This window comes from Lawsonia intracellularis PHE/MN1-00 (assembly GCF_000055945.1).
In the GTDB taxonomy this organism is placed as follows: Bacteria; Desulfobacterota; Desulfovibrionia; order Desulfovibrionales; family Desulfovibrionaceae; genus Bilophila; species Bilophila intracellularis.
Genome location: NC_008011.1, coordinates 1,407,501 through 1,428,378 on the forward strand (window position 1 = coordinate 1,407,501; position 20,878 = coordinate 1,428,378).

Annotated in this window: 16 protein-coding genes and 2 rRNA genes (1 of these 18 running past the window's edge); 14 read left to right on the forward strand and 4 right to left on the reverse strand. The window is 33.1% G+C overall.

What is annotated here, in order from left to right:
• Both LI_RS06265 and rrf read left to right on the forward strand, forming a co-directional pair.
• Positions 1 to 1,288 (forward strand): 23S ribosomal RNA (locus tag LI_RS06265) (it extends 1,642 nt beyond the left edge of the window).
• Between the two features lie 32 nt (positions 1,289 to 1,320).
• Positions 1,321 to 1,435: ribosomal RNA gene (gene rrf / locus LI_RS06270) — 5S ribosomal RNA — on the forward strand.
• A 91-nt stretch (positions 1,436 to 1,526) separates the two neighbouring features.
• On the opposite strand, the gene LI_RS06275 is transcribed toward rrf, so the two are convergent.
• The 4 genes from LI_RS06275 to sctW form a co-directional block, all read right to left on the reverse strand.
• Positions 1,527 to 3,491, reverse strand: a complete 1,965-nt coding sequence (locus LI_RS06275; RefSeq protein WP_015353828.1) for a SpoIIE family protein phosphatase — start codon at positions 3,489 to 3,491, stop codon at positions 1,527 to 1,529.
• Positions 3,492 to 3,890: 399 nt separating this feature from the next.
• Positions 3,891 to 5,171 carry a sigma-54 interaction domain-containing protein gene (locus tag LI_RS06280; RefSeq protein WP_011527229.1) on the reverse strand — a complete coding sequence of 427 codons (1,281 nt, stop codon included), beginning with the start codon at positions 5,169 to 5,171 and terminating at the stop codon, positions 3,891 to 3,893.
• An 8-nt stretch (positions 5,172 to 5,179) separates the two neighbouring features.
• Complete coding sequence (gene sctX, locus LI_RS06285) at positions 5,180 to 5,548, reverse strand: type III secretion apparatus assembly protein SctX (RefSeq protein WP_011527230.1); 369 nt, start codon at positions 5,546 to 5,548, stop codon at positions 5,180 to 5,182.
• Positions 5,549 to 5,847: 299 nt separating this feature from the next.
• Complete coding sequence (gene sctW, locus LI_RS06290) at positions 5,848 to 7,035, reverse strand: type III secretion system gatekeeper subunit SctW (RefSeq protein ID WP_015353829.1); 1,188 nt, start codon at positions 7,033 to 7,035, stop codon at positions 5,848 to 5,850.
• Positions 7,036 to 7,894: 859 nt separating this feature from the next.
• On the opposite strand from sctW, the gene LI_RS06295 reads away from it, so the two are divergent.
• The 12 genes from LI_RS06295 (at position 7,895) to LI_RS06350 (ending at position 20,878) form a co-directional block, all read left to right on the forward strand.
• Positions 7,895 to 8,542, forward strand: coding sequence for a hypothetical protein (locus LI_RS06295; RefSeq protein WP_015353830.1), 648 nt, complete (start codon positions 7,895 to 7,897; stop codon positions 8,540 to 8,542).
• Between the two features lie 476 nt (positions 8,543 to 9,018).
• Positions 9,019 to 9,594, forward strand: a complete 576-nt coding sequence (locus LI_RS06300) for a hypothetical protein (protein WP_015353831.1) — start codon at positions 9,019 to 9,021, stop codon at positions 9,592 to 9,594.
• Positions 9,595 to 10,517: 923 nt separating this feature from the next.
• The gene (locus tag LI_RS06305; RefSeq protein WP_011527234.1) at positions 10,518 to 11,024 is read left to right on the forward strand and encodes a hypothetical protein; all 507 of its coding nucleotides are present in this window, start codon (positions 10,518 to 10,520) and stop codon (positions 11,022 to 11,024) included.
• 613 nt (positions 11,025 to 11,637) lie between these two features.
• A complete protein-coding gene (locus LI_RS06310) occupies positions 11,638 to 12,171 on the forward strand; it encodes a SycD/LcrH family type III secretion system chaperone (protein ID WP_015353832.1) in 534 nt (177 codons plus the stop codon).
• Positions 12,168 to 13,358, forward strand: coding sequence for a type III secretion system translocon subunit SctE (locus LI_RS06315; protein WP_011527236.1), 1,191 nt, complete (start codon positions 12,168 to 12,170; stop codon positions 13,356 to 13,358). The genes LI_RS06310 and LI_RS06315 overlap by 4 nt, the downstream gene beginning before the upstream one ends.
• 65 nt (positions 13,359 to 13,423) lie before the next feature.
• Positions 13,424 to 14,203: a hypothetical protein gene (locus LI_RS06320; RefSeq protein ID WP_015353833.1), complete on the forward strand. Its 780-nt coding sequence runs from the start codon at positions 13,424 to 13,426 to the stop codon at positions 14,201 to 14,203.
• Positions 14,204 to 15,443: 1,240 nt separating this feature from the next.
• On the forward strand, positions 15,444 to 17,243 hold the full coding sequence (gene sctC, locus LI_RS06325) for a type III secretion system outer membrane ring subunit SctC (protein ID WP_015353834.1): 1,800 nt from the start codon (positions 15,444 to 15,446) through the stop codon (positions 17,241 to 17,243).
• Entirely contained in the window at positions 17,243 to 18,664 is a 1,422-nt protein-coding gene (sctD, locus tag LI_RS06330; protein ID WP_011527239.1) for a type III secretion system inner membrane ring subunit SctD, read from the forward strand. Before sctC ends, sctD begins: the two co-directional genes overlap by 1 nt.
• The gene (locus LI_RS06335) at positions 18,661 to 18,867 is read left to right on the forward strand and encodes a hypothetical protein (protein WP_015353835.1); all 207 of its coding nucleotides are present in this window, start codon (positions 18,661 to 18,663) and stop codon (positions 18,865 to 18,867) included. The genes sctD and LI_RS06335 overlap by 4 nt, the downstream gene beginning before the upstream one ends.
• Before the next feature lie 21 nt (positions 18,868 to 18,888).
• Complete coding sequence (locus LI_RS06340) at positions 18,889 to 19,356, forward strand: hypothetical protein (protein WP_015353836.1); 468 nt, start codon at positions 18,889 to 18,891, stop codon at positions 19,354 to 19,356.
• A 20-nt stretch (positions 19,357 to 19,376) separates the two neighbouring features.
• Positions 19,377 to 20,201, forward strand: a complete 825-nt coding sequence (gene sctJ, locus LI_RS06345) for a type III secretion system inner membrane ring lipoprotein SctJ (RefSeq protein ID WP_015353837.1) — start codon at positions 19,377 to 19,379, stop codon at positions 20,199 to 20,201.
• Positions 20,202 to 20,221: 20 nt separating this feature from the next.
• Positions 20,222 to 20,878 carry a FliH/SctL family protein gene (locus tag LI_RS06350; protein WP_015353838.1) on the forward strand — a complete coding sequence of 219 codons (657 nt, stop codon included), beginning with the start codon at positions 20,222 to 20,224 and terminating at the stop codon, positions 20,876 to 20,878.

The window sequence follows — 20,878 nt, forward strand, 5'->3', positions numbered from 1 at the left end:
AACTCAGGTGGGTAGGATGAGAAATCCAAGGCGCTCGAGAGAACTCTGGCCAAGGAACTCGGCAAAATGGCCCTGTAACTTCGGAAGAAGGGGCGCTTTTGGGGGTGAAAATAAAACTATTGGAGCTCCTGGAAGCCGCAGTGAATTGGTGGTGGCGACTGTTTACTAAAAACATAGGTCTCTGCAAAGTCCAAAAGACGACGTATAGGGACTGACGCCTGCCCGGTGCTGGAAGGTTAAAAGGAGGTGTTAGCGCAAGCAAAGCACCAAATTGAAGCCCCAGTAAACGGCGGCCGTAACTATAACGGTCCTAAGGTAGCGAAATTCCTTGTCGGGTAAGTTCCGACCTGCACGAATGGCGTAACGATCTCCACACTGTCTCGGCCAGAGACTCGGTGAAATTGAAGTCGCGGTGAAAATGCCGTGTATCCGCAGAAAGACAGGAAGACCCTGTGCACCTTTACTATAGCTTGACATTGGATTTTGGGCTTGTATGTGTAGGATAGGTGGGAGCCAGTGAAACCTATACGCCAGTATAGGCGGAGGCAACCTTGAAATACCACCCTTACACGTTTAAGATCCTAACCCTGACCAGTTAGCCTGGCAGGAGACAGTGTCTGGTGGGTAGTTTGACTGGGGCGGTCGCCTCCTAAAATGTAACGGAGGCATGCAAAGGTTCCCTCAGCCTGATCGGAAACCAGGCGTTGAGTGCAAACACATAAGGGAGCTTGACTGCAAGACAGACATGTCGAGCAGGAACGAAAGTTGGCGTTAGTGATCCGGTGGTCCCGAATGGAAGGGCCATCGCTCATTGGATAAAAGGTACGCCGGGGATAACAGGCTGATCGCATCCAAGAGTTCATATCGACGATGCGGTTTGGCACCTCGATGTCGGCTCATCACATCCTGGGGCTGAAGCAGGTCCCAAGGGTACGGCTGTTCGCCGTTTAAAGTGGTACGCGAGCTGGGTTTAAAACGTCGTGAGACAGTTTGGTCCTTATCTTCTGTGGACGAAGGAGAATTGAGAGGGTCTTTCCCTAGTACGAGAGGACCGGGATGGACGCACCGCTGGTGGTTCTGTTGTCACGCCAGTGGCATAGCAGAGTAGCTATGTGTGGAAGGGATAACCGCTGAAAGCATCTAAGCGGGAAGCCCGCCTCAAGATTAGTTCTCCCCCCTCGAAAGAGGCTAAAGGACCCAGGTAGACTACCTGGTTGATAGGCTGGAGGTGTAAGTACGGTGACGTATTCAGCTGACCAGTACTAATAGTCCGTGAGGCTTGCTCTATTTTACTTTCTTCATCCCCTATACATATTTTGTCTTGGTGTCCATGGAGGAGGGGGTACACCCGATACCATCCCGAACTCGGCAGTTAAGCCCTCCATCGCCGATGATACTGCATATTTATGTGTGGGAAAGTAGGTCGATGCCAAGACTTTTTTATAAAAAAGGCTCTCTATCAGAGAGCCTTTCCTTTTAACAAACACCTCTCTACACACACACACACACACACACAACAACTCTCTCTACTTATACATAAATGCTAACATCGTTATATCGTCAGATTGTTCAGCTTCTCCTCTATGTTCTATTATTGTTTGATTTACTGCTGCTATTAATCCCTTTAATGACTTCTTCCTGTTCATATCAAGCGTTTTTTCAAAACGTTCAGTACCATAAAGCTCAAGATTTGGGGCCATTGCTTCAGTAACTCCATCTGTATATAGGAAGCATATATCATTTTTGTGAAGTTGAGTTTGATTATTTACATATTCAGCATGTTCTAGAACTCCAACAATTGGGCTTTGGTGGCTATTATCTAAAGTAGTTATAGGTTTATCTGTAGTTGAATTAATGATATATGGTAGACAATGTCCACAATTTACAAATTCTAATATACCACTTTCTGGATCAAATATTCCAATAAAAAGAGTAACAAACATATAGCTTGGATTATTTTTTCTAAGGACTTCATTTATTTCTTTTGCTACTTCAGCAGGAGATAAGCCTTTTCCTATAGCATAGCGAATAAGAGTTACTGTCATAGACATAAATAGTGCAGCTGGAATACCTTTTCCTGAAACATCACCAATAACAACAACTTGCTTTCCTTCTGGTGAAGTGAAAAAATCATAAAAGTCACCACCAACTGCTTTTGCAGGATCAAGAAAAGCAGAAATGTCATAGTGAGGAACAAGTGATGCTGTATCAGTCGTAGGTAAAATACCCATTTGGATATCTCTAGCAGCACTAATTTCACCTAACATACGTTCTTTTATAGTGGTTGTTTCCATTAGTTCACGGATATTTTGAGTAAGTGTTTTTCCCATCATAGAGAAGGCTCGTGACAACTGACCTACTTCATCAGAGCGTTCTATTGGTAAATCAGCTGTTGCAAGCTCTTCAGCTTCTGGTGAAGAAAAATCAATTTCTGCAAGAGATAAGGCTTTTTCTGTTAAGGTTTGTAGTGGAGTTATTAGCCTAGCTGTTAAAATTAGTGTGACAAGTAAACTATTTAAAATAGCAGCAAGAGCAATACCTACAAGTTGATGGATAAGGGCACGTGTTGGGGCTTCAATTTCTGATTGTGGAGCTGCTGCAACAATATACCAATTTAAAGATTTAAAGTAGGCTACATGGAGAAGTAGTTTTTCATCTTTCGATAATGAAATAACTTCTTCTGACATACTTTTATTACGAGCTTCTTCAAGTGTTTTTTCAGATATAAAATCTATTTTTTTACCTATATTATTACCTTTATGCGCAATAAGTGTTCCATCACTATCAAATACAGCTATAAAGCCATCCTTATGTAGATCAAATCCTTCTATTTTTTCTCTAATTGTTTTAGCAAGTTGTTCTTCAGCATCAAGAGCATTTTTAGAAATATCAGAAATATTTATAGCTGTTAGAATAATGTGTTGATCTTCTGGTGATGGTAATAAAAAGACAAGGATAGGATCAGATTTTGAGGAATTTTTATTTTCAAATACTGTAAATTCTCCATTAATTGGTAATTGTTCATAATTAAGTAATGATTCAAATGAACGATTTTTAGCATCTTTAAGGTTATATTTTGTTTTTAATGTGGTAAATAAAGGATCATTTACTAGAGGCTTTTTATTAGCATTATAAACTTCAATATGAATATTAAGCTGTTGTAATTGTTTGATCCACTCTTGGAGAAAAGTAGATTGCTCTTTTGATGGAAATTTTTCTAATATATTTAGATTTGAGTCCAACATCATAGCTATCCTACGAAGTTGATTTTTACTTTGTAGAGTATTTGTTGCTTGATATGTAAGAATATCAAAGTAGCGAGCTTCAAGTCCATCTTTAACAAAAGATGTTATACTTCTAAAAGTTTTTCTTTCTAGCTCAATATTAGACGAGCGAAAATCTTCATAAGCTGAAAAAATAATAGGAATGGCCGCCATAGAAATAGAAACAATGACTAATAAGAAAAGTTTCGTTCGAAGTGTGATACCCATGACGTCACCTTTTTGCATGATAGAGAGACTAGTTGTTTGTTACTAGTACTATCGACAGGAGTGCAAAATATATTAGGGCTATTTCATAGTTTTTTTGCATAGTAACTAATTAATAGTTGTTAGAAATAAAAAAATATTATTAATTAAAAATAATTATGTCTTTTCCTATAAAGATTTGGTATACCCTTAGCTAATGATTATAACATAAGTTATAACATAGTTAATTCTAATCTGTAGAAAAAAGGTAAAGAAATATGTAATAGGTAGTAAATAATATCAATATATTTTTCCAACACTTGGGAATAAATAGTATTTCTTAAAAAATAGTAAAGAAATTAATGCAATAGAAAGTATAGTGTTTAATAAATAGATTGGATAAAATAATTAGTTAGAGTTAGGTTAATCAAAAATTTTCAAACGGAGAAGTTTTTTACGTAAACCTTCTCTTGTAATCCCAAGTAATTCTGCTGCCTTACTTTTATTACCATTAGTTTGTTTGAGTACACGAATAATCAGATTATATTCCATTTGTTGTAAATTAAGAGAATCTTGTCTTTGTGATGTTTCTGATGGTGTTGTTAGGTTCTCTTGTATATCTTGGGTATTTTCTTCCCATTCTTTAATGATTCGTTGCGAGAGATCAGATGACTCAACTGTATCTCCGATTGTAAGAGCAGCAACACGTTCCATCTCATTATTAAGTTCACGTACGTTTCCAGGCCAACTGTAAGCTAAAAATTTTTTTTGCACATCATGAGAAAGAGTTAATGCTGGACGATGCAATTGAGAACAATGGTAGTTGAGAAAATTTTGTGCTAATAAGAGGATATCATCACCTCTACTAGCTAATGGTGGTAGTTTAATTTCTACTACATTGATTCGGTAGTAAAGATCCTCACGAAATTTTCCTTCTTTGACTGATTGTTCTAAATTGACATTAGTAGCTGCAATAATTTTTATATCAATAGGAATAGGTTTAGAGCTTCCTACTCGTACAACTTCTTTCTCTTCAAGTACTCGTAATAGTTTTGCTTGATTTGCTAAACTCATATCAGCTAATTCATCAAGGAATAATGTTCCTTTATCAGCTTCTTCTATTAGACCTTTTCGGTAATTTACTCCTGTTGCCACACCTTTTTCTATTCCAAACATTTCACTTTCAAATAGTGTGTCTGGTATGGCTGTACAGTTTACAGCAATAAAGGGTCCTGCACTTCTAGGAGAACTGTAATGAATCATTTTTGCAATGACTTCTTTACCTGATCCAGTTGGTCCTAATATCAATGTATTAATAGGATATCTTGCAATTGCTTTTGCAAGTTCAAGGACTTTATGCATTTCATCACATTGTCCAATAATTTTTTGTGATTGGTAATTTTCTTGTATAGTTCTACTTAAATGTGTGTTTTGTTCAGCAAGTATTTTTTTTGTTGATTCAAGCTCTTTATTTTGTAGTTGAAGATCATTAATAAGTTTAGCTTGTTGTAAGTTTTTTGCTTCAACTTTGACTAACATTAGACCAAAAGCTTCTGCAAGCCTCATAACTTGTGTTGGGGCAGCTCCATGTTTGGTAAGAGTAAAAAGTTTATTTTCGTCAACAGGTTTTTCCCAGGCAATAGATTCACAAAGATCTATAAGGGTTTCATAAAATATAAACTCATTAAAGACAGTTTCAGCCATTTTAATGATTATCCTTCAATCATTAGTGAAACATACATTTTAAGTAATGCTTCATTATCTATAAGTGGCTCTAAGTCATGTTGTAAAAAGTTTTGTATTTCTATTTGATTAGATTGACTAAGATTTTCTTTACATTTTTGGAGATTAGAAGAGAAAACAGATGGAATAAGAAGTCCTCCATCTCCCGCATCTGGGCAAATCGCCTCTTCTAATACAGTTTGAATATTAGAGGGAGCATAAGTGGCCTCTAAACTTGTAGTGGTTAAACTAGTAGATGCAAGTGAGCGTGATTGGGGTATTGTAGGTTCTGGTGTTTCTTGAGGTCCAAGAATTGTTCCAATACCAATACTAGCATCAAGTAGGGAAACCCTTTTCATGCATTACTCCTTACTCAGATATAGTTATTAAGTACATATTGCTACCCATTTAGTTATATTTCAAAGTTTGTAATTATGCTATTTTATTTTAATGTACTATTATACCCATCTATGTATAAGTTAAATTTAACTTATCTAGTATATAATATAGACTGTAGCTAGTTACTTTATCTAGTTAAATCATTATAGGAGATTTTTACTATAGATCTAATAATAATCTCTTTTTCAATAAGTATATTATATCTTAATAAATTTTATATAATATTGATTTAGATTTCATATTACCATTCTTATAGTTGTTATTGTATATTATTTTCATCTGGTTGTAGTGGTACATCAGGATGTTCTTTTTGAAAGAGGAATTCATCTTCTCTTCTTACAGCATCGTCAACAGCATCTTGTACAGCACCCATAACTCTTACACGATTTTCGACATTATCAAATACCATAATGGGAAATTTTCTTACAGCAGCTAACATCTCTTGTAAAAAAAGGACTTCTTTTTCAATATCTTGGGGATCAGCTTGATCAACAATTTTATCTATAGAGGAAGGAGAAATAAAATTTTCATTTTTTAGTGCAATTAGTTCACGCATCATTTCTAAAGGAGTTAGTGTACTATTTTCCCCCCCACCTTTATGTTTCTCTTTCCACCTGCTAAGGGCTGTAGTACATTGTTTATGAGAGCTATGAAGTTGTTGTGTTTTTTCAATATCACCCATTACACTTTGAAGATGTACTTTATCCATACTTGGATCAGCTGATTCAAGCTCTCCACCAAGTGTAGATAGAAGGAAATCAATGGCTCTATCCAGATCATCATCACTCTCATATTCTTCAAGAAGTCTTGCTAACACTGCATCAGGTGCAGCTGTTATAGTTACTGTTGTTGTATAAAGATCTCTTAACTGTGCTGCACTGCCTATATCAGTAAATTCTTTTGAATTTAGAGCTCCTTTTAGTCCTGCTTTAATTTCATCACCAAACTCATTTTCTAATGTCTCCATAGCATCTAATACAGATTTTAATCCTGTTGGCTGTGGAGATTCTGCACCATATTCTTGTGCAATTTCTGCAAGAGAAGCCCAAGCATCTGTTTTATTAGAAAATTGTTCTAATGTTTTTTCGAGTACATCTTGTGAACTTTGACTTGCACGTAATACCTGGGATAACATAGCTCTTTTAGCATTACGGGTATCATCATTCGTCAGCTCTGTATATTCTTGAACCATTTTTAATAGAGAATCAGATCCTTTCCCTTGTCTTTTACGATCTTTAATTGCAAAGTCGTCACTGCTTTTAGATTCAAGAGAAGTTGTTAATTCTTCTGAAGCATTATCAATCATGGACTGAGGTGTTTTTATTTGTGTGAGATTACGACCGTTCATACTACCGGTAGCTCTATTAGTATTACCAGCAGCTGCATTGGTCATTTGATTTGTTGTGGAAAGTAATCGTGGTGCAGGGATTCCACTAACATTAGCCATAACTATCTCCTAACTTATAGTTTTTCCCACAGTAATAACAATAATAAATAATAGAAGTTAACTTAGCCACATAGTTCTTTATTTAAGATGATACTACTTTTTACGTGTATTAGTTATAACTAAATAACTTTATTATTGTATCAAAAATAATAATAAATTACACAGGATAATTAATAAAAATTTTTATATTTCAGCCAGGTTAATAAATAGATGTTATTAAGTTCTTTAATCTCAGTATATTATTTGGTTAGTATAGAAGTTACTAACTAACCTAGTGTAATTCTACCTGTATAGTTTATATAATTATGTAACCTTATTAAGGAAGTTATAATTTTAATATATTTATTTTATATTGTAGTATAGAGCCAATAAAATAGTATAGTAATAATATATAATTTAGGTATTTTTTAATAAATGTGTAGTAAAATCATATTTTATTTTTAACTTATTGTAGTTATTAAGAAATATTTAGTTTAATTTCTCTCTATCTAAATTTAATCTATCTAAAGTAAGAAGTAATTTACTTATTAGTGAAGCAGTTATTATTTGTTACTAGTATTATTATCCAAGTAATTTTTTCTATTTATTTTAATAAAAATATTCTTAGTTAAGCTATCTCTTTGAAAAAGAAGAGGTATTATAGTAATATTATTGCTACTTACTTTTTTATTATTACTACTTACTTTTTAATGTTTATATTATAATAAGTCAGGTTGCAAATACAACAATGATGATAATAAGTAATATAAAATAAGTACTAACTATATAATAGTTAAAATAAAATGAATATATTTTGTTCTTAAAAGCTACTTAGTTTATTTTGATTTTTAACATTGTTTTTACTGGTGGAGGAAATATAATGTCTGATTCAACAAATTTATCTTCTTTTGGATTCCAAGGGAATAGTATGAATGACTTTACAAACTCAGAGGAAATGTCACAACCTTCTGAGGTACAAGGTAATTCTAAAGAAGTTAGGAGTAACTCTGAAAGAGGAATACCTCGAATTACAGTAGATCCTACAAAGAATCCAACCCCAATGTTTCGTTATGCTATGTTAGAATTAGTTACTGCTAGGAATATACGTGAATCAGCAACATCTCTAATGAATAGTATAGCAGATACACAGCGTGAACAAAAAGCTGCAAGTAGTTACCTTGATCAGTTTCGAAAGCATCAAAGTGATGTTAGCCAAGGTCATGGTAGTGGTAGTCAGGGGAAGTGGGAGCGGATACAACAGTGGCAAGTTGATTGGTTAAAATCCCATAATATAAAATATCCATCTAAGGTTGATACAGGTGACACATGGCTTAATGCTGATGAGTGGGATCTGATATGTAAAGGAACCCAAGCTTACATAGATAATATAGGCTCAAGTACACAGCAAAAAATGGTTCAAGCTCAAGATGCGCTAGGACAGTATAATGCTCAAGTTCAAGGAGCAACATCAAGTATTACTAACGATATTGAGTTGAGTAGATCTGTGAATACTACACAACCTTTCTAATGTAATGTATTGAATTGTGTAGTGTTAGAGTTTGCATAAGCTAATTAATTGAAGAAGTTAGTTGGCTTTTTAAAAAGATCTATCAAAAATTTTTTATTTATTATTGACTAAAAAGTAAAGGTAATAAAATAAGCAAGTAAATAATATGTACTATAGTTTCTTTAAGAAAGAATAACTTATCTTTGTTATTTTGTAGCTTATTAATTTATTGTCTCTATCTTTTGTTATATGAGTATCTCAATCTTGTCCCTTTTATTAGTATATAGCAACCTATCTGAGTATACATTATATTAGTTTTAAAAAATATTTTTTATCTTATTTTTGATATGCTTAACTAACTTATTTAAGTAATTCATCTAGCAAAATTAGATTAGATAGTTTTTTAGGAATTATAATACACTTATTACTTTTATTATTTATTATTTTATTATAATAAGGTAGTATTATCTCCAATATAAAATTTGAGGAGGTGTTCTATGAGTATAACTGGTGTATCTGGGGCAACTGGGGCAACTGGTGCAGCTGATGTAACTGGAACAGCAGCACCTAAATTTGCAGTAGATCCTACAAAGAATCCAACCCCAATGTTTCGTTATGCTATGTTAGAATTAGTTACTGCTAGGAATATACGTGAATCAGCAACATCTCTAATGAATAGTATAGCAGATACACAGCGTGAACAAAAAGCTGCAAGTAGTTACCTTGATCAGTTTCGAAAGCATCAAAGTGATGTTAGCCAAGGTCATGGTAGTGGTAGTCAGGGGAAGTGGGAGCGGATACAACAGTGGCAAATTGATTGGTTAAAATCCCATAATATAAAATATCCATCTAAGGTTGATACAGGTGACACATGGCTTAATGCTGATGAGTGGGATCTGATATGTAAAGGAACCCAAGCTTACATAGATAATATAGGCTCAAGTACACAGCAAAAAATGGTTCAAGCTCAAGATGCACTAGGACAGTATAACTCTCAAGTTCAAGGAGCCACATCAAGTATTACTAATGATATTGAATTAAGTAGGTCTGTAAACACTACACAACCTTTCTAATTGTTTATCTTATTCTAATGCAAATATTATTTTATCTTTGTTAAAAAAGTAAAGAAAAAATTTTATTTTTTAGTAGAAATAGTAATAGAGCTAAAGTAATCTTAGAGAAGAATCATACTAATAATAATTAGAAGAAATTAGAGAGGATACAACAGGTATATGTAGACTATTTATTTATTATTTATAATGTAGATATCCATCTAAAGCTAATAGCATAAAAAATAAGTTAACACTAGAAAGGTTAATATTACAACATGTTATATTCCTATGTAAATAATAAAAAATGGTTTGGATGCAAGGTGCATTGGAACAGTATACAGTAAAGTTCAATAAGTAACAGTAAATATTATTAGTATTAGCGGACAAAGTAACACTAATTGAATAGCAATCAGTCTATATTATTAGAATTTAATAAAAAAACTGTTCAAGACTAGTAAATATTAAATATAGTATTATACTATAGTAATAGGTAGTAAAAGATTACTAATAATAGACTATGGTATTTATTTTTAGTTAGTTACTATTATAACCTCTTAAAAACATAATTAACATTTTTATAATTTCTTTTGTATTATATCATATTATATTAGTAGCTATTAGTATATATTACGTCATTTTTATTATATACTCTTTTATGAGTAAACATTGTTCTTTTATTGTTTATAAGTGTAGTAATATATCTAACTGTCAATTTATTGCATGATAAAAATCGTAGTATATAATCAAAAGTGTTGATATCTAGTTAGTATTGTTAATCTATTTTAGTTTAACTATTGGTATACTCTTTGCTGATAGATTTTTATACTTTTTAACAAACATAACTTGATATTTTAATGCCTTACCTTACTGTAGTTAAATAGTAATAGTATATTAAAAAAATATTGTAACTTTAGATAGTTATTTTTAGTTAGGGGGAAATAATTATGAGTGGTGTTGCTCCTGTTGGCGTTTTTCCGTTACCTAATCCTGATAATTATAAAGATAACCCTGTGGCAATGTATGCATTTGTTTTGCTACTTTATGCTGATAGTTACCGTCAGGCTTCTATGAATAAAATGGACGAACTAGAAGTACTTCAAGGTGAACAGAAAGAAGCTAATGATATGATAGGATCATTTAATCAAAAACTTAGTGAAGTAGAGAAAGCTGGTGGTGGCGGTGTCACACGTCCAATGACAGCAGCAGAAAAAGCATGGTGTGATAAAAATGGTATTAACGTCCCTGGGTATCCAAATCTTAATGCAGAGAACTGGACTGCTGTAATTAAAGATACCCAGAAGGTTGTTGATACAAAAAGTACAGATATTCAATCTACTATGAATATTATTAAAGAGGCTACAGGTCAATATAGCTCATTCATGCAAGGTACAAGCACTAATGTAACTGCTTCTAATCAAATGTTAAACTCTATAGCAAAAAATATAGCTTAGACTTTATTAGTCTATATAACAGTCTATTTTATTTATTCTTTATTTATTTTGTCTCATCAGATATTTTTGTTAATTTCAACATACTCAAATAGAGTAATAGAACATATCTATTAATTTGTGAGAGAGGAAAGGCTAAAAGTATCTGATGAATTTTATTTTCTATTGTTGTTTTAATGGTGATTACTATTATTTAACATAGAAAAATATGCTTTGTATTTTATTTGTTATAATAGTTTAGTTGTTTTTAAACTAGCTTTAATTGTCAGAGAGGTTTTTATAAAAATGTAATGGTAGGGGGTAGAGGTTATTTTTTAGCGTCAACAAAGTTTTTATTTAGCCAACCTTGTTGGCAATTACATATGTCAATAGTACGTCTTAATAATCAAAAAAAGTATAACTAGCTGATAACTAATGTTTGGCATAGTCTCTGCAGTAAAAAAGACATTACGACGGAGGCGTTGTGCCGGTTAGTTCATGCTAATATACATAGACTTAGATGATACAAGCCGGCTAGAACGCCATAATAGTTCCAAAGGTTTAAATGATTGTTGTGAAGAGTATATGTTTAATATAAGCCATTGTAATTATAACATTTCCATAAAGGAGAATGGTTATGAAACAAGAGCGTCAAGAAACACAGGCTGCTACATCTGAGGCTCCAGTTATGGGAACTGATAATGATATGGAACGTGTAGAAGCTATTATGGATGCCTTGTCAACAGGTTCATCGATTGGTGACATCATTGGGATAACCCAAGAACAGATGGATGTGTTATATACCATTGCATATGGAGCATATCAGGCAAAAAACTATCAAGATGCAGAAACGCTCTTCCAAGCCTTGTGCTTATATCAACATATGGATGAAAGATACTGGATGGGACTTGCAGGAAGCCGTCAAGGACTTGAAAACTATAAGGGAGCAATAGAAGCCTATGAAATGGCAGGCCTTGCAGGGTCGCTAGGAGATCCCACACCATTTCTCTATGCGGGCATATGTTATATGAAATTCGGTGATAAAGAGTCCGCAAGAGTTGCTTTTTTAAGCACTGAAGCACTCTGCCAGGAGGGTAATCGTAAGCATGATTTAGTGAAAGAGAGAGCAAAAGCTATGTTGGAAATTCTCTCTGGAGGAGTAAAGCAATGACAAATTTTGGAGATATAAGCGGAAGCTCCGCAAGAATGAGTAGCTTGATGACTGGTACATCCGGTGAAGAAGGACTTGAAGAACTTGAAGGTGGTGTTCCTAAAGAGCAAGGTGGTCCAGGTAAAGGAGATGCTTCAGAGGCTGCTAAAGGTCAAGCAGCAGCAGATAGTATTAATTCAGCTGGTGGTACTGAAAAGCCTGGAGAAGTTGGTGATAAGGAAGATGTAGGGGAAGGTGGCGAAATACCTGAAGGTGGTGAAATACCTGAGGGTGGTGAAGAAGTTCCAGAGGAACCCCCATATGTCCCTCCTCCATTGGTTGAACCAGCTAAAATCAGTACAGTAACAGATCTCAGTACGTTAATGGGATCACTACAGCTGACAGAGCAAAAAAAGAATGCTGAAAAAACAGTAAATGAAATTAAAGCACAGAATAAAGAGCAACAAGTAAAGTTCCAAGAGCAAATTAAAAAGATTGAGGATAATATTGCTGAATCTAAGAAAAGTGGTATACTTAAGTTTTTCCAAAAGTTGTTTGCAGTTATTGGTGCTGTACTAGGAGCTATTGGAGGTGCGCTAGCTATTGCTGCAGGTGCTGCTTCAGGTAACCCATTATTGGTTGCTGCAGGTATTATGGCTATTGTAGCTTCAATTGATGCAGCAATGTCGTCGCTATCGGATGGTAAAGTGTCCATCTCAGCAGGGATTAGTAAGGCTCTTGAGGCTATGGGAGTACCAGCAGAAACAGCACAATGGATTGCATTTGGTATACAGTTAGCAATGATTGCAGTGACTATAGCTATTGGTTTTGCCTCTGGTGGTGGTGGAGCAATGGCTGGAGTGTCAAAAATAGCAGATATGTTTTCAAAGTCTCAAGATGTAGCTAAGTTGGCACAGATGATTGAAAAAGCTTCTAAAATAGTACAAATCGCTGGTTCAGTTAATCAGTCTGCTATAGGCGGTACAGGTATTGGTACAGCTGTAGTGCAAAGCAATATAAAAGCTAATGAATCTGAACAAAAAGAAATTGAAGCTGCTATTGCAAAAGTTAAAGCTAAGATAGAGACGTTACAAGACTTCTTTAAAAACCAAATGGAACAATTCAATGCTATAATGAAAATAATAACAGATATTATTCAAGATAGCGTCAATACAAAAATAGCTGTTCAACGTGGTGCACGTGAGTAATACCTTTAGTAAATACAGTGACTATACTATAATATATAAATTAATAAATTTTGGAGAAGACTATCATGATTTCATTAAATAATTCATCAATTCAAATACCACAACAAAATATAGAAGAAAGTACCTCACAAGAAGTAACTTCCTCCTCTGGTGGACAACCTGCTAAAGTTGATGGTGTATCAATCCAAGCCCCTAAGGCTCCTGTTACTTCTGCAGCTAGTAACTTAGAAGGAGTACAGCAAAGAGAAGCTCAAGAAAATGTTACAAAAATGGGCTTACCTGAGCTATCAGCTCCTAAAGGTGGTGGTTATGTTCAGTCAACAGCAGCTATGTTTGCAGAAGTTACAGTTGATGCTATGAATCAGCAACGTAAAGCTGCGCAAGACGTACAAAATAGTGCTCTTGAAGGAATGGTTAATAAGATGCTGGAAGCAGCTAAAGATATAAAAGAACAATCTAAATTAATGATGGGGTTAGGTATAGCAAGTTCTGTTATGACCACTGCAATGGGATTTGGGGGTACTATAGGTGGTGTAAAAAGTATGACAGCTAACCCTGGAGTAGGAACAACACCTCAAGCACAAGTTACTTCAAACAAGCTTACTTTAGGTAAGGAGATTGCTGAAGGTATAAGAGGTGGTATGGATACTGGTAAAGAGAGTCAAGTGAAATCTATAGATGCTGATATAAGAACAACTCAAGCAGAAGAAAAGAAACTAGAAGCACAAATGGAACTAGTAAAGCAATTTGCTGAAAATTCAAAGAACCTTGCTCAGCAAGCTCTGCAGATTATGTCAGAAGTTACTAGGGATGCTAATGCAACAACACAGCGTATTCTGGCGTAATAATTTATAGAACAACTAATATGAAGTTATTGAGAAATAAATATAGATTGTAATATATAGGAAATAGCGTGTAATTCTATATAGACAAAGCTATAATAGAGCATGTATCTAAGAAGGATACATGCTCTTTTTTATGTGTGATATATGTAGTGACATATGGAAAAGATAAAAAGATCTATTTAAAGAGTACCTCATTAAGAATATTGCTATTTAATAAATAATAATAATAATAATAATAAAGAAAGTTCAAAAGTGATATATATATATATTAAATAATTTATGATTTTATTTATCTTATTATATAATATAGTATTTTATTAATAGTATTGATAATATTAATATTAGTCATAGATTATCATTATAGGAAATTTTATATATTAGATAGTTTTTTACTAAAAGGATGTATATAGTTTATTTTTAACTCTACTTAATTAGATACATAATTTTTAATTATCTAGCTATATAAATTATTTTTTAAATATACTATTAATAATATATTAATTATATCTTAATTTATATATTTAGTATAGTTATGTAGAACTATATTTTATATGTTTATAATATAACAAAATAAAAATAAGTTTATCTATGTATATTAATATATTTATTTTTATCATATAGTATTATTTTGTAGTATTTATTTTTTTATATATAATTTAAATTATACTAACTATAGTTACATTAATATATATATATATTATAATAGATTATATAAACATTAGTTTAAAAATTAAAATTAGTTTATTACTAAATTTATATTTCATATATATATATATAATAGTAAAAATATATTTTTTAGTATAACGTATGTTTATTACTAGTTATGTATTCTATATTAATTTATAAAAATTAAACCATATTATTCATAATATATCTAAATAATTACATAATATAGTATATACATTCTATAACTCACTATGTATATAATAATATATTATTATTTTTAATAGATATTAAATATCTATTAATATATTTATTCACATAAAATAATTTATTATTTTTATATTTGTATTCATATTATATAATCAAATTTTGACATTTACTATATCTTATTTGCCATAGATATAAAGAGTTATAATAATTTTTATTGATAAAAAATATATATTATACTTAAAAATCATATGTTGTAGTTACAGTAGAGCTATTATGTTGTAATGTATAATCTGTGATCCATAATGTTGAATATATGATTTGGCTGTAATTTGAAATATTTTGTCCTAATTACTAGGTGGATAGGCCAATGTGGATACAGTTTGATTATTATATGAAAAATGCTCTTAGAGTTATTTTGAAAGTACTCTTTTATATACTTCTATGGAGCATTCTTTTTATACACTTAGTTAGTGTAAGCAAGGCTGAAACACTTTTTTCTTATTTATATACACATTATTCAGAACAAGAAAGTTTAGGTAGTCTTTTGACAGACTTTGCATTCACTCAGGGATATAGTGCTATTATTTCACCTGCTGTTCGTGGTAATGTCAGTGGTTTTTTTAAGGATGAGAATCCATACCAGTTTCTTGAAGGTATGAGGAGTGCCTTTGGTGTCATGTGGTATATGTTAGGAAAAACCATGTACTTTTATACACAGGCAGAACTGCAAAGAGTGTTTATAAGTCCACAAGTTATGACTGTTGAACGCTTATATCATATATTATTAAACTCTTCTGTTATTTCACCACAGTTACCTATTCAACTAAATGGAGATATGATTATCCTTTCCGGTCCTCCACATTACATTGAACAAGTATTACAGGCTGTATCTATTTTTGAGGTTTCTCAATTATCTAATATTACCATGCGTGTTTTCCCACTTAAATATGCATCTGCAGATGATATTGTTATTCAAAGTATGGATAAAACTGTTACAGTTCCTGGTATTGCTAGTATTTTACGTGCAATGCTTAATGGTCAACAAGAGACAGCAACAACAATAGTTGAACAGCCTGCAACTGTGAATAAGTTAAACGGAGAAGGACTTGCTTCAAAGGGTAAGGAAAAAACAGAAAAAGGTAATGAGGTAAAACAACAAGCAGCTGGCGTTAATATTATGGCTGATCCTCGTATGAATGCTGTTGTTATTAACGATGCGGCATATAGAATGCCTTACTATGAGGAAGTTATTCATGATTTGGATAAACCATTAGAGCTTGTTGAAATTCATGCTGCCATCGTAGACATTGATTCCGAATTTAAGAGAGACCTTGGTTTTACACTACAACAAGGAAGTTCTAAGAAGAGTATGACAATGGGTGGTGACTTTTCTACTACTCAACAATCACTACCACTTGAGATTACTAAAGGAACTGTCGAAGGCGGAGGTCTAACATATTCTACCATTTATTCAAAAGGGGTAGAGTTCTTTTTAGCACGGGTACAAGCTCTTGAAACAGAAGGTGAAGCAAGAGTTTTAGGGAAACCTTCAGTACTTACTGTAGATAATATTCAAGCAACATTGGAAAACACAAGTACATACTATATTCAAGTTCAAGGTTATCAGACTGTTGATTTATTCAAAGTTGAATCTGGTACGGTTCTACGTGTGACACCCCATATTATATATAATAATGATGGTACAAAATCTATTAAACTTGTTGTAGCTATCGAAGATAATCAAAATGATAATTCAACAGATCCTACTGTAGGTTCTAATGTTGTACTACCACCTATTAAACAGACAAGAATTAATACTCAAGGTGTTGTTAATACTGGCCAAAGTTTACTTATAGGTGGATATTACTATGAACAACAAGGTGTTAATGATAAGGGTATACCTATTCTCAAGGACATCCCTATTATAGGATATTTATTTAAAACAAATACAAAAACATCAAAAAAGATGGAACGGCTAATACTTATTACCCCAAGAATTATAATGCCTAATACAGTTACGCCTATACCTGCACATGTTGATGATCCTTCATTTCATCGTAGTGCAGTACAGGACACATATGATGATATAAAACCCAAAAGTTCTACAGGAGGAGGGTGCTCTAGAAAAAGAAGGGCTCCAGTTATTGAAGAGCAGAGGCTAGGCTAATGAGCAAAGTAGATGGTATTGGTATATATGTGTTTTCTGGGCCACATGTTGGTGCAGAAATTATTTTACCAGAGGGAAGCTATACTATTGGGACAAGTGACTCTTGTGATATAATTTTGACAGATATTTCTTTAGCTCCCAGACACGCTCAGCTTGATGTTCATATTGGAGAAAGTGAAAATACAACACATTTGACTGTTATCCCTTTAGAAGGGGGTGTTTGGTCTAATAATCAAGCTGTGCCAGAGTCAGGTTTTCAACCTAAACCTGGAGACTTTTGGTACTTAGGGAATACATCCTTTGGGTGGAACTTCCCAGGTAAAAATTGGCAAAATAAAGCAGCACAACAATATGCTGAAACACTTAGCCAAGCAGAAAATGATAATAATAACCTTGGATTAGAAGGTGGAACAACACAAACTCAGGAACAGAAAGATGATTTAGTTAAGAAAGTATTTGGAGATACACATCCTCAAGATGTTATTAGTAAAATTGATAAGTTTTCTATGGGAAAACTCATTGGTGTATGTCTCCTTATCCTTTTTTTAGGAGCTATTGCAATTTCTTATCAAAGGGATTCTGTGGATGAAAAAACACAAGTTGCATTTTTACAGAAAGTGCTAGAAGATAATGGATTTAGTGGTGTATCAGTTATCCCAGGTGCTCAACAAATTATTATTCGTGGAGTTGTACAAAGTGATGTTCAACGACAATTAATTTATACATTGGCACAAAGTGTGCATTCTCCTGTATATATTGATGTTGGTGTTCGTGATGACTTAGTTAACGCTGTAAAAGCTGCTTTTGCTTCTAGAGGTATTCATATTTCTGTCAAAGAATTTTCAGATCCAGGTATAATTAGTATCTCTGGATATATGAAAGATGGTTTTGTTGAAGAGTGGTCAATTTCTGCTATGAGGGATGACATTCCTATACCATTCAAGCTGGAAAAGCATATTGTTTATGCTAAAGAGGTTGCTGAAGTTTTAGACAAAATATTTGCAGAAAATAAAATTGGTTCTTTAAAAGTGACGTATCTTGCAGGAGAAATAGAAATAGTAGGGAGTTTTGATGAGGAACGTACTAAAAAGCTCGATAAGGCATTAGCAGAAATAAAAAAAGAGCTTGATGTGCCAATCATGTTTAAAATTCAACAAATCAAGCCTGCTCCTATTACGTCTGCACAAAAGGGTCAACCAGTTAAAGATGAAAGTGATGAGGAGTCATCAGTGTTAGGAGGATCTGTTATAAAGGGGGTAACATTATTACCAATACCATTTATTACATTAAGTACAGGAGAGCGAATTTTTAAGGGTGGGGTATTACCTAGTGGTTATACCCTTGATTCAGTTTCTTTAGACAAGTTGATCTTTTCTAAAGATAATCAATATAAAGAATATCCATTGAGAGGTGCAAATTGAGTGAGCCATTTATATCCTTATTTGATGTAGTAGACGGAGATCCTGATCATACAAAACTTCGTACTATTAAAAATGATTTTGCTGAAATGAAGAGTACTGTAAAAGCTGCTATGGATTCAGGTTTACCTCCAGATGAAATGAAAGTTGCTAATTTACTTTATTTAGGGATTCAGAGGGGAATGGAGATTCTTGAAACATTCTAATTAGTTATTTTGGAGGGCTATATGGCTGTTGAAACAGGTGTTGTTGCTCAAAGTAAACTCCAAAAAATTCTTAGTGAAGAGAGTGGGTTATATTCACAGGACCCAAGTGGAGCATTGTCTCAGCCTGCACCTGAGGATGTTCAGAATTTTCAGAAAATTCTCGAAGATGATAATCAACCGCAATTAAATGTAATAAGCCCTAGTTATCATACACAGGCTATAGAGCCTTCAGTACAAACGGAAAATATAGTACCTGTGGAGGAGGTGCATGAAGTAGAACAGATAGATTTACCTACGGATGTGCAGGATAGAGAAATAGCTATAAATAATTCTTCACAGATGGTAGCTGATCTTAATACAGGGGTCATTACACCAGTGGAGCTTCTTAGGTTACAAAAAGTTGTAGGAGTAGTTCAAACACAAGCAGTTACAACTACACAAGTTTCTCAACAAGTTGAACAAAATATAAGTACTTTTCTTAAAGAGTAGAGGTTGGTGTGTATCTCTATATGGAAAATGTAGCTGATTCTAATATAAGAAAGCTAAAAGTAATAGAATGGTTGTTTTTTCAAAAAAAGACTATTGTTCTTTTGCTTGCTATAATATTACTTTATGGTTGTAAAGTTGAGGTGTATCAAGGGCTTAATGAGATGCAGGCTAATGCTATGTTAGCAACCTTACTTAAACACGGAATTGTTGCTGAAAAACAAAATACAGGGAAAGCTGGTTATACTATAAGAGTAGATAAAAGTCGTCTTGCAGAATCTTTAGAGTTACTTCGTGAAAGCGGTTTTCCTAAAGAACAGTATAAAAGCCTTGGCTCTATATTCTCTGGAGAAGGGATGATTGCTTCAGCATCTGAAGATCAAGCAAGGTTAAGTTATGCTCTTTCTCAAGAGTTAGCAGGTACTTTTTCTAGAATTAGTGGTGTATTAAGTGCACGGGTACATGTAGCATTGGCAAGTGGCGATCAAGAGTTAGAACAACGTACACCTGCATCTGCGGCTATTTTTTTACTTCATACACCTAGCTCTCCTGTTGTTAATCTTGTTCCTAAAATTCGTGAACTCACATCAATGTCTGTTCCAGAATTATCTCCAGATAAAGTATCTGTTGTTCTTGTTCCTGTCAGAGAATCTATTACAATTCCTACAGTTGCTTCTCTTTCTTCTATTGGCGGTATGTTTTTTTCTAATGGGCATGCAACATATGTGTTACTTATTTTAGCTGGTATTACTGTATTAATGATGGTGGCTTTATTATATCTTAATATTATTTTTTGGAAGCATGTATGGACAGCATATAGTGAAAGTAAAAGTAATACAGATAATTAGTTATAAGGAAGCACTGTGTTATGGTAACGCAAAAAAGATATACAGATTTTCCTTCAATATTGTTTATTAAAAGTAATATGTTTTTCCCAGCACATGGAGTACATATTTTACATGAAAAGGATGTAAAAGCATTATTAACAGCAAATGATTTTCTTGAAGAAACAGATAAATATTTAAAAAATGCTACTCAAGAGACAGAAAAATTTTATAAAGAACAATATGCATTAGGATATAATAGTGGGAAAGAAGAAGGTAGTTTTGAACATGCATTAAAAATTTTTGGAACTATTTTTTCTTCTATAAAGTTTGTTGAAAATATAGAAACAACACTAGTTCGTGTAGTAACTGAAGCAGTTAATAAAATTGTTGGTGAAGTTGATACATTGAACCATATTAATGATTGGATTCAAAAAGACTTATTACAATTACAAAGAAAATATCAGCTCACTTTATATATATCTCACAATGATGAAAAATCTGTTACAATTTATATTAATACATTATGTGCCAACAAGCCACAATTAAAAAATTTTTTACACATAGTGTTAGATGATTCCATTAAACCTGGAAACTGTAGGGTAGAAAGTGAGCTAGGTAATGTTGAAGCAAGCATAAAAACACAAATGAAAGCTTTGGAGCAGTCATTAGGTGTTTCAACTGAACTGGAGGTGGAATAA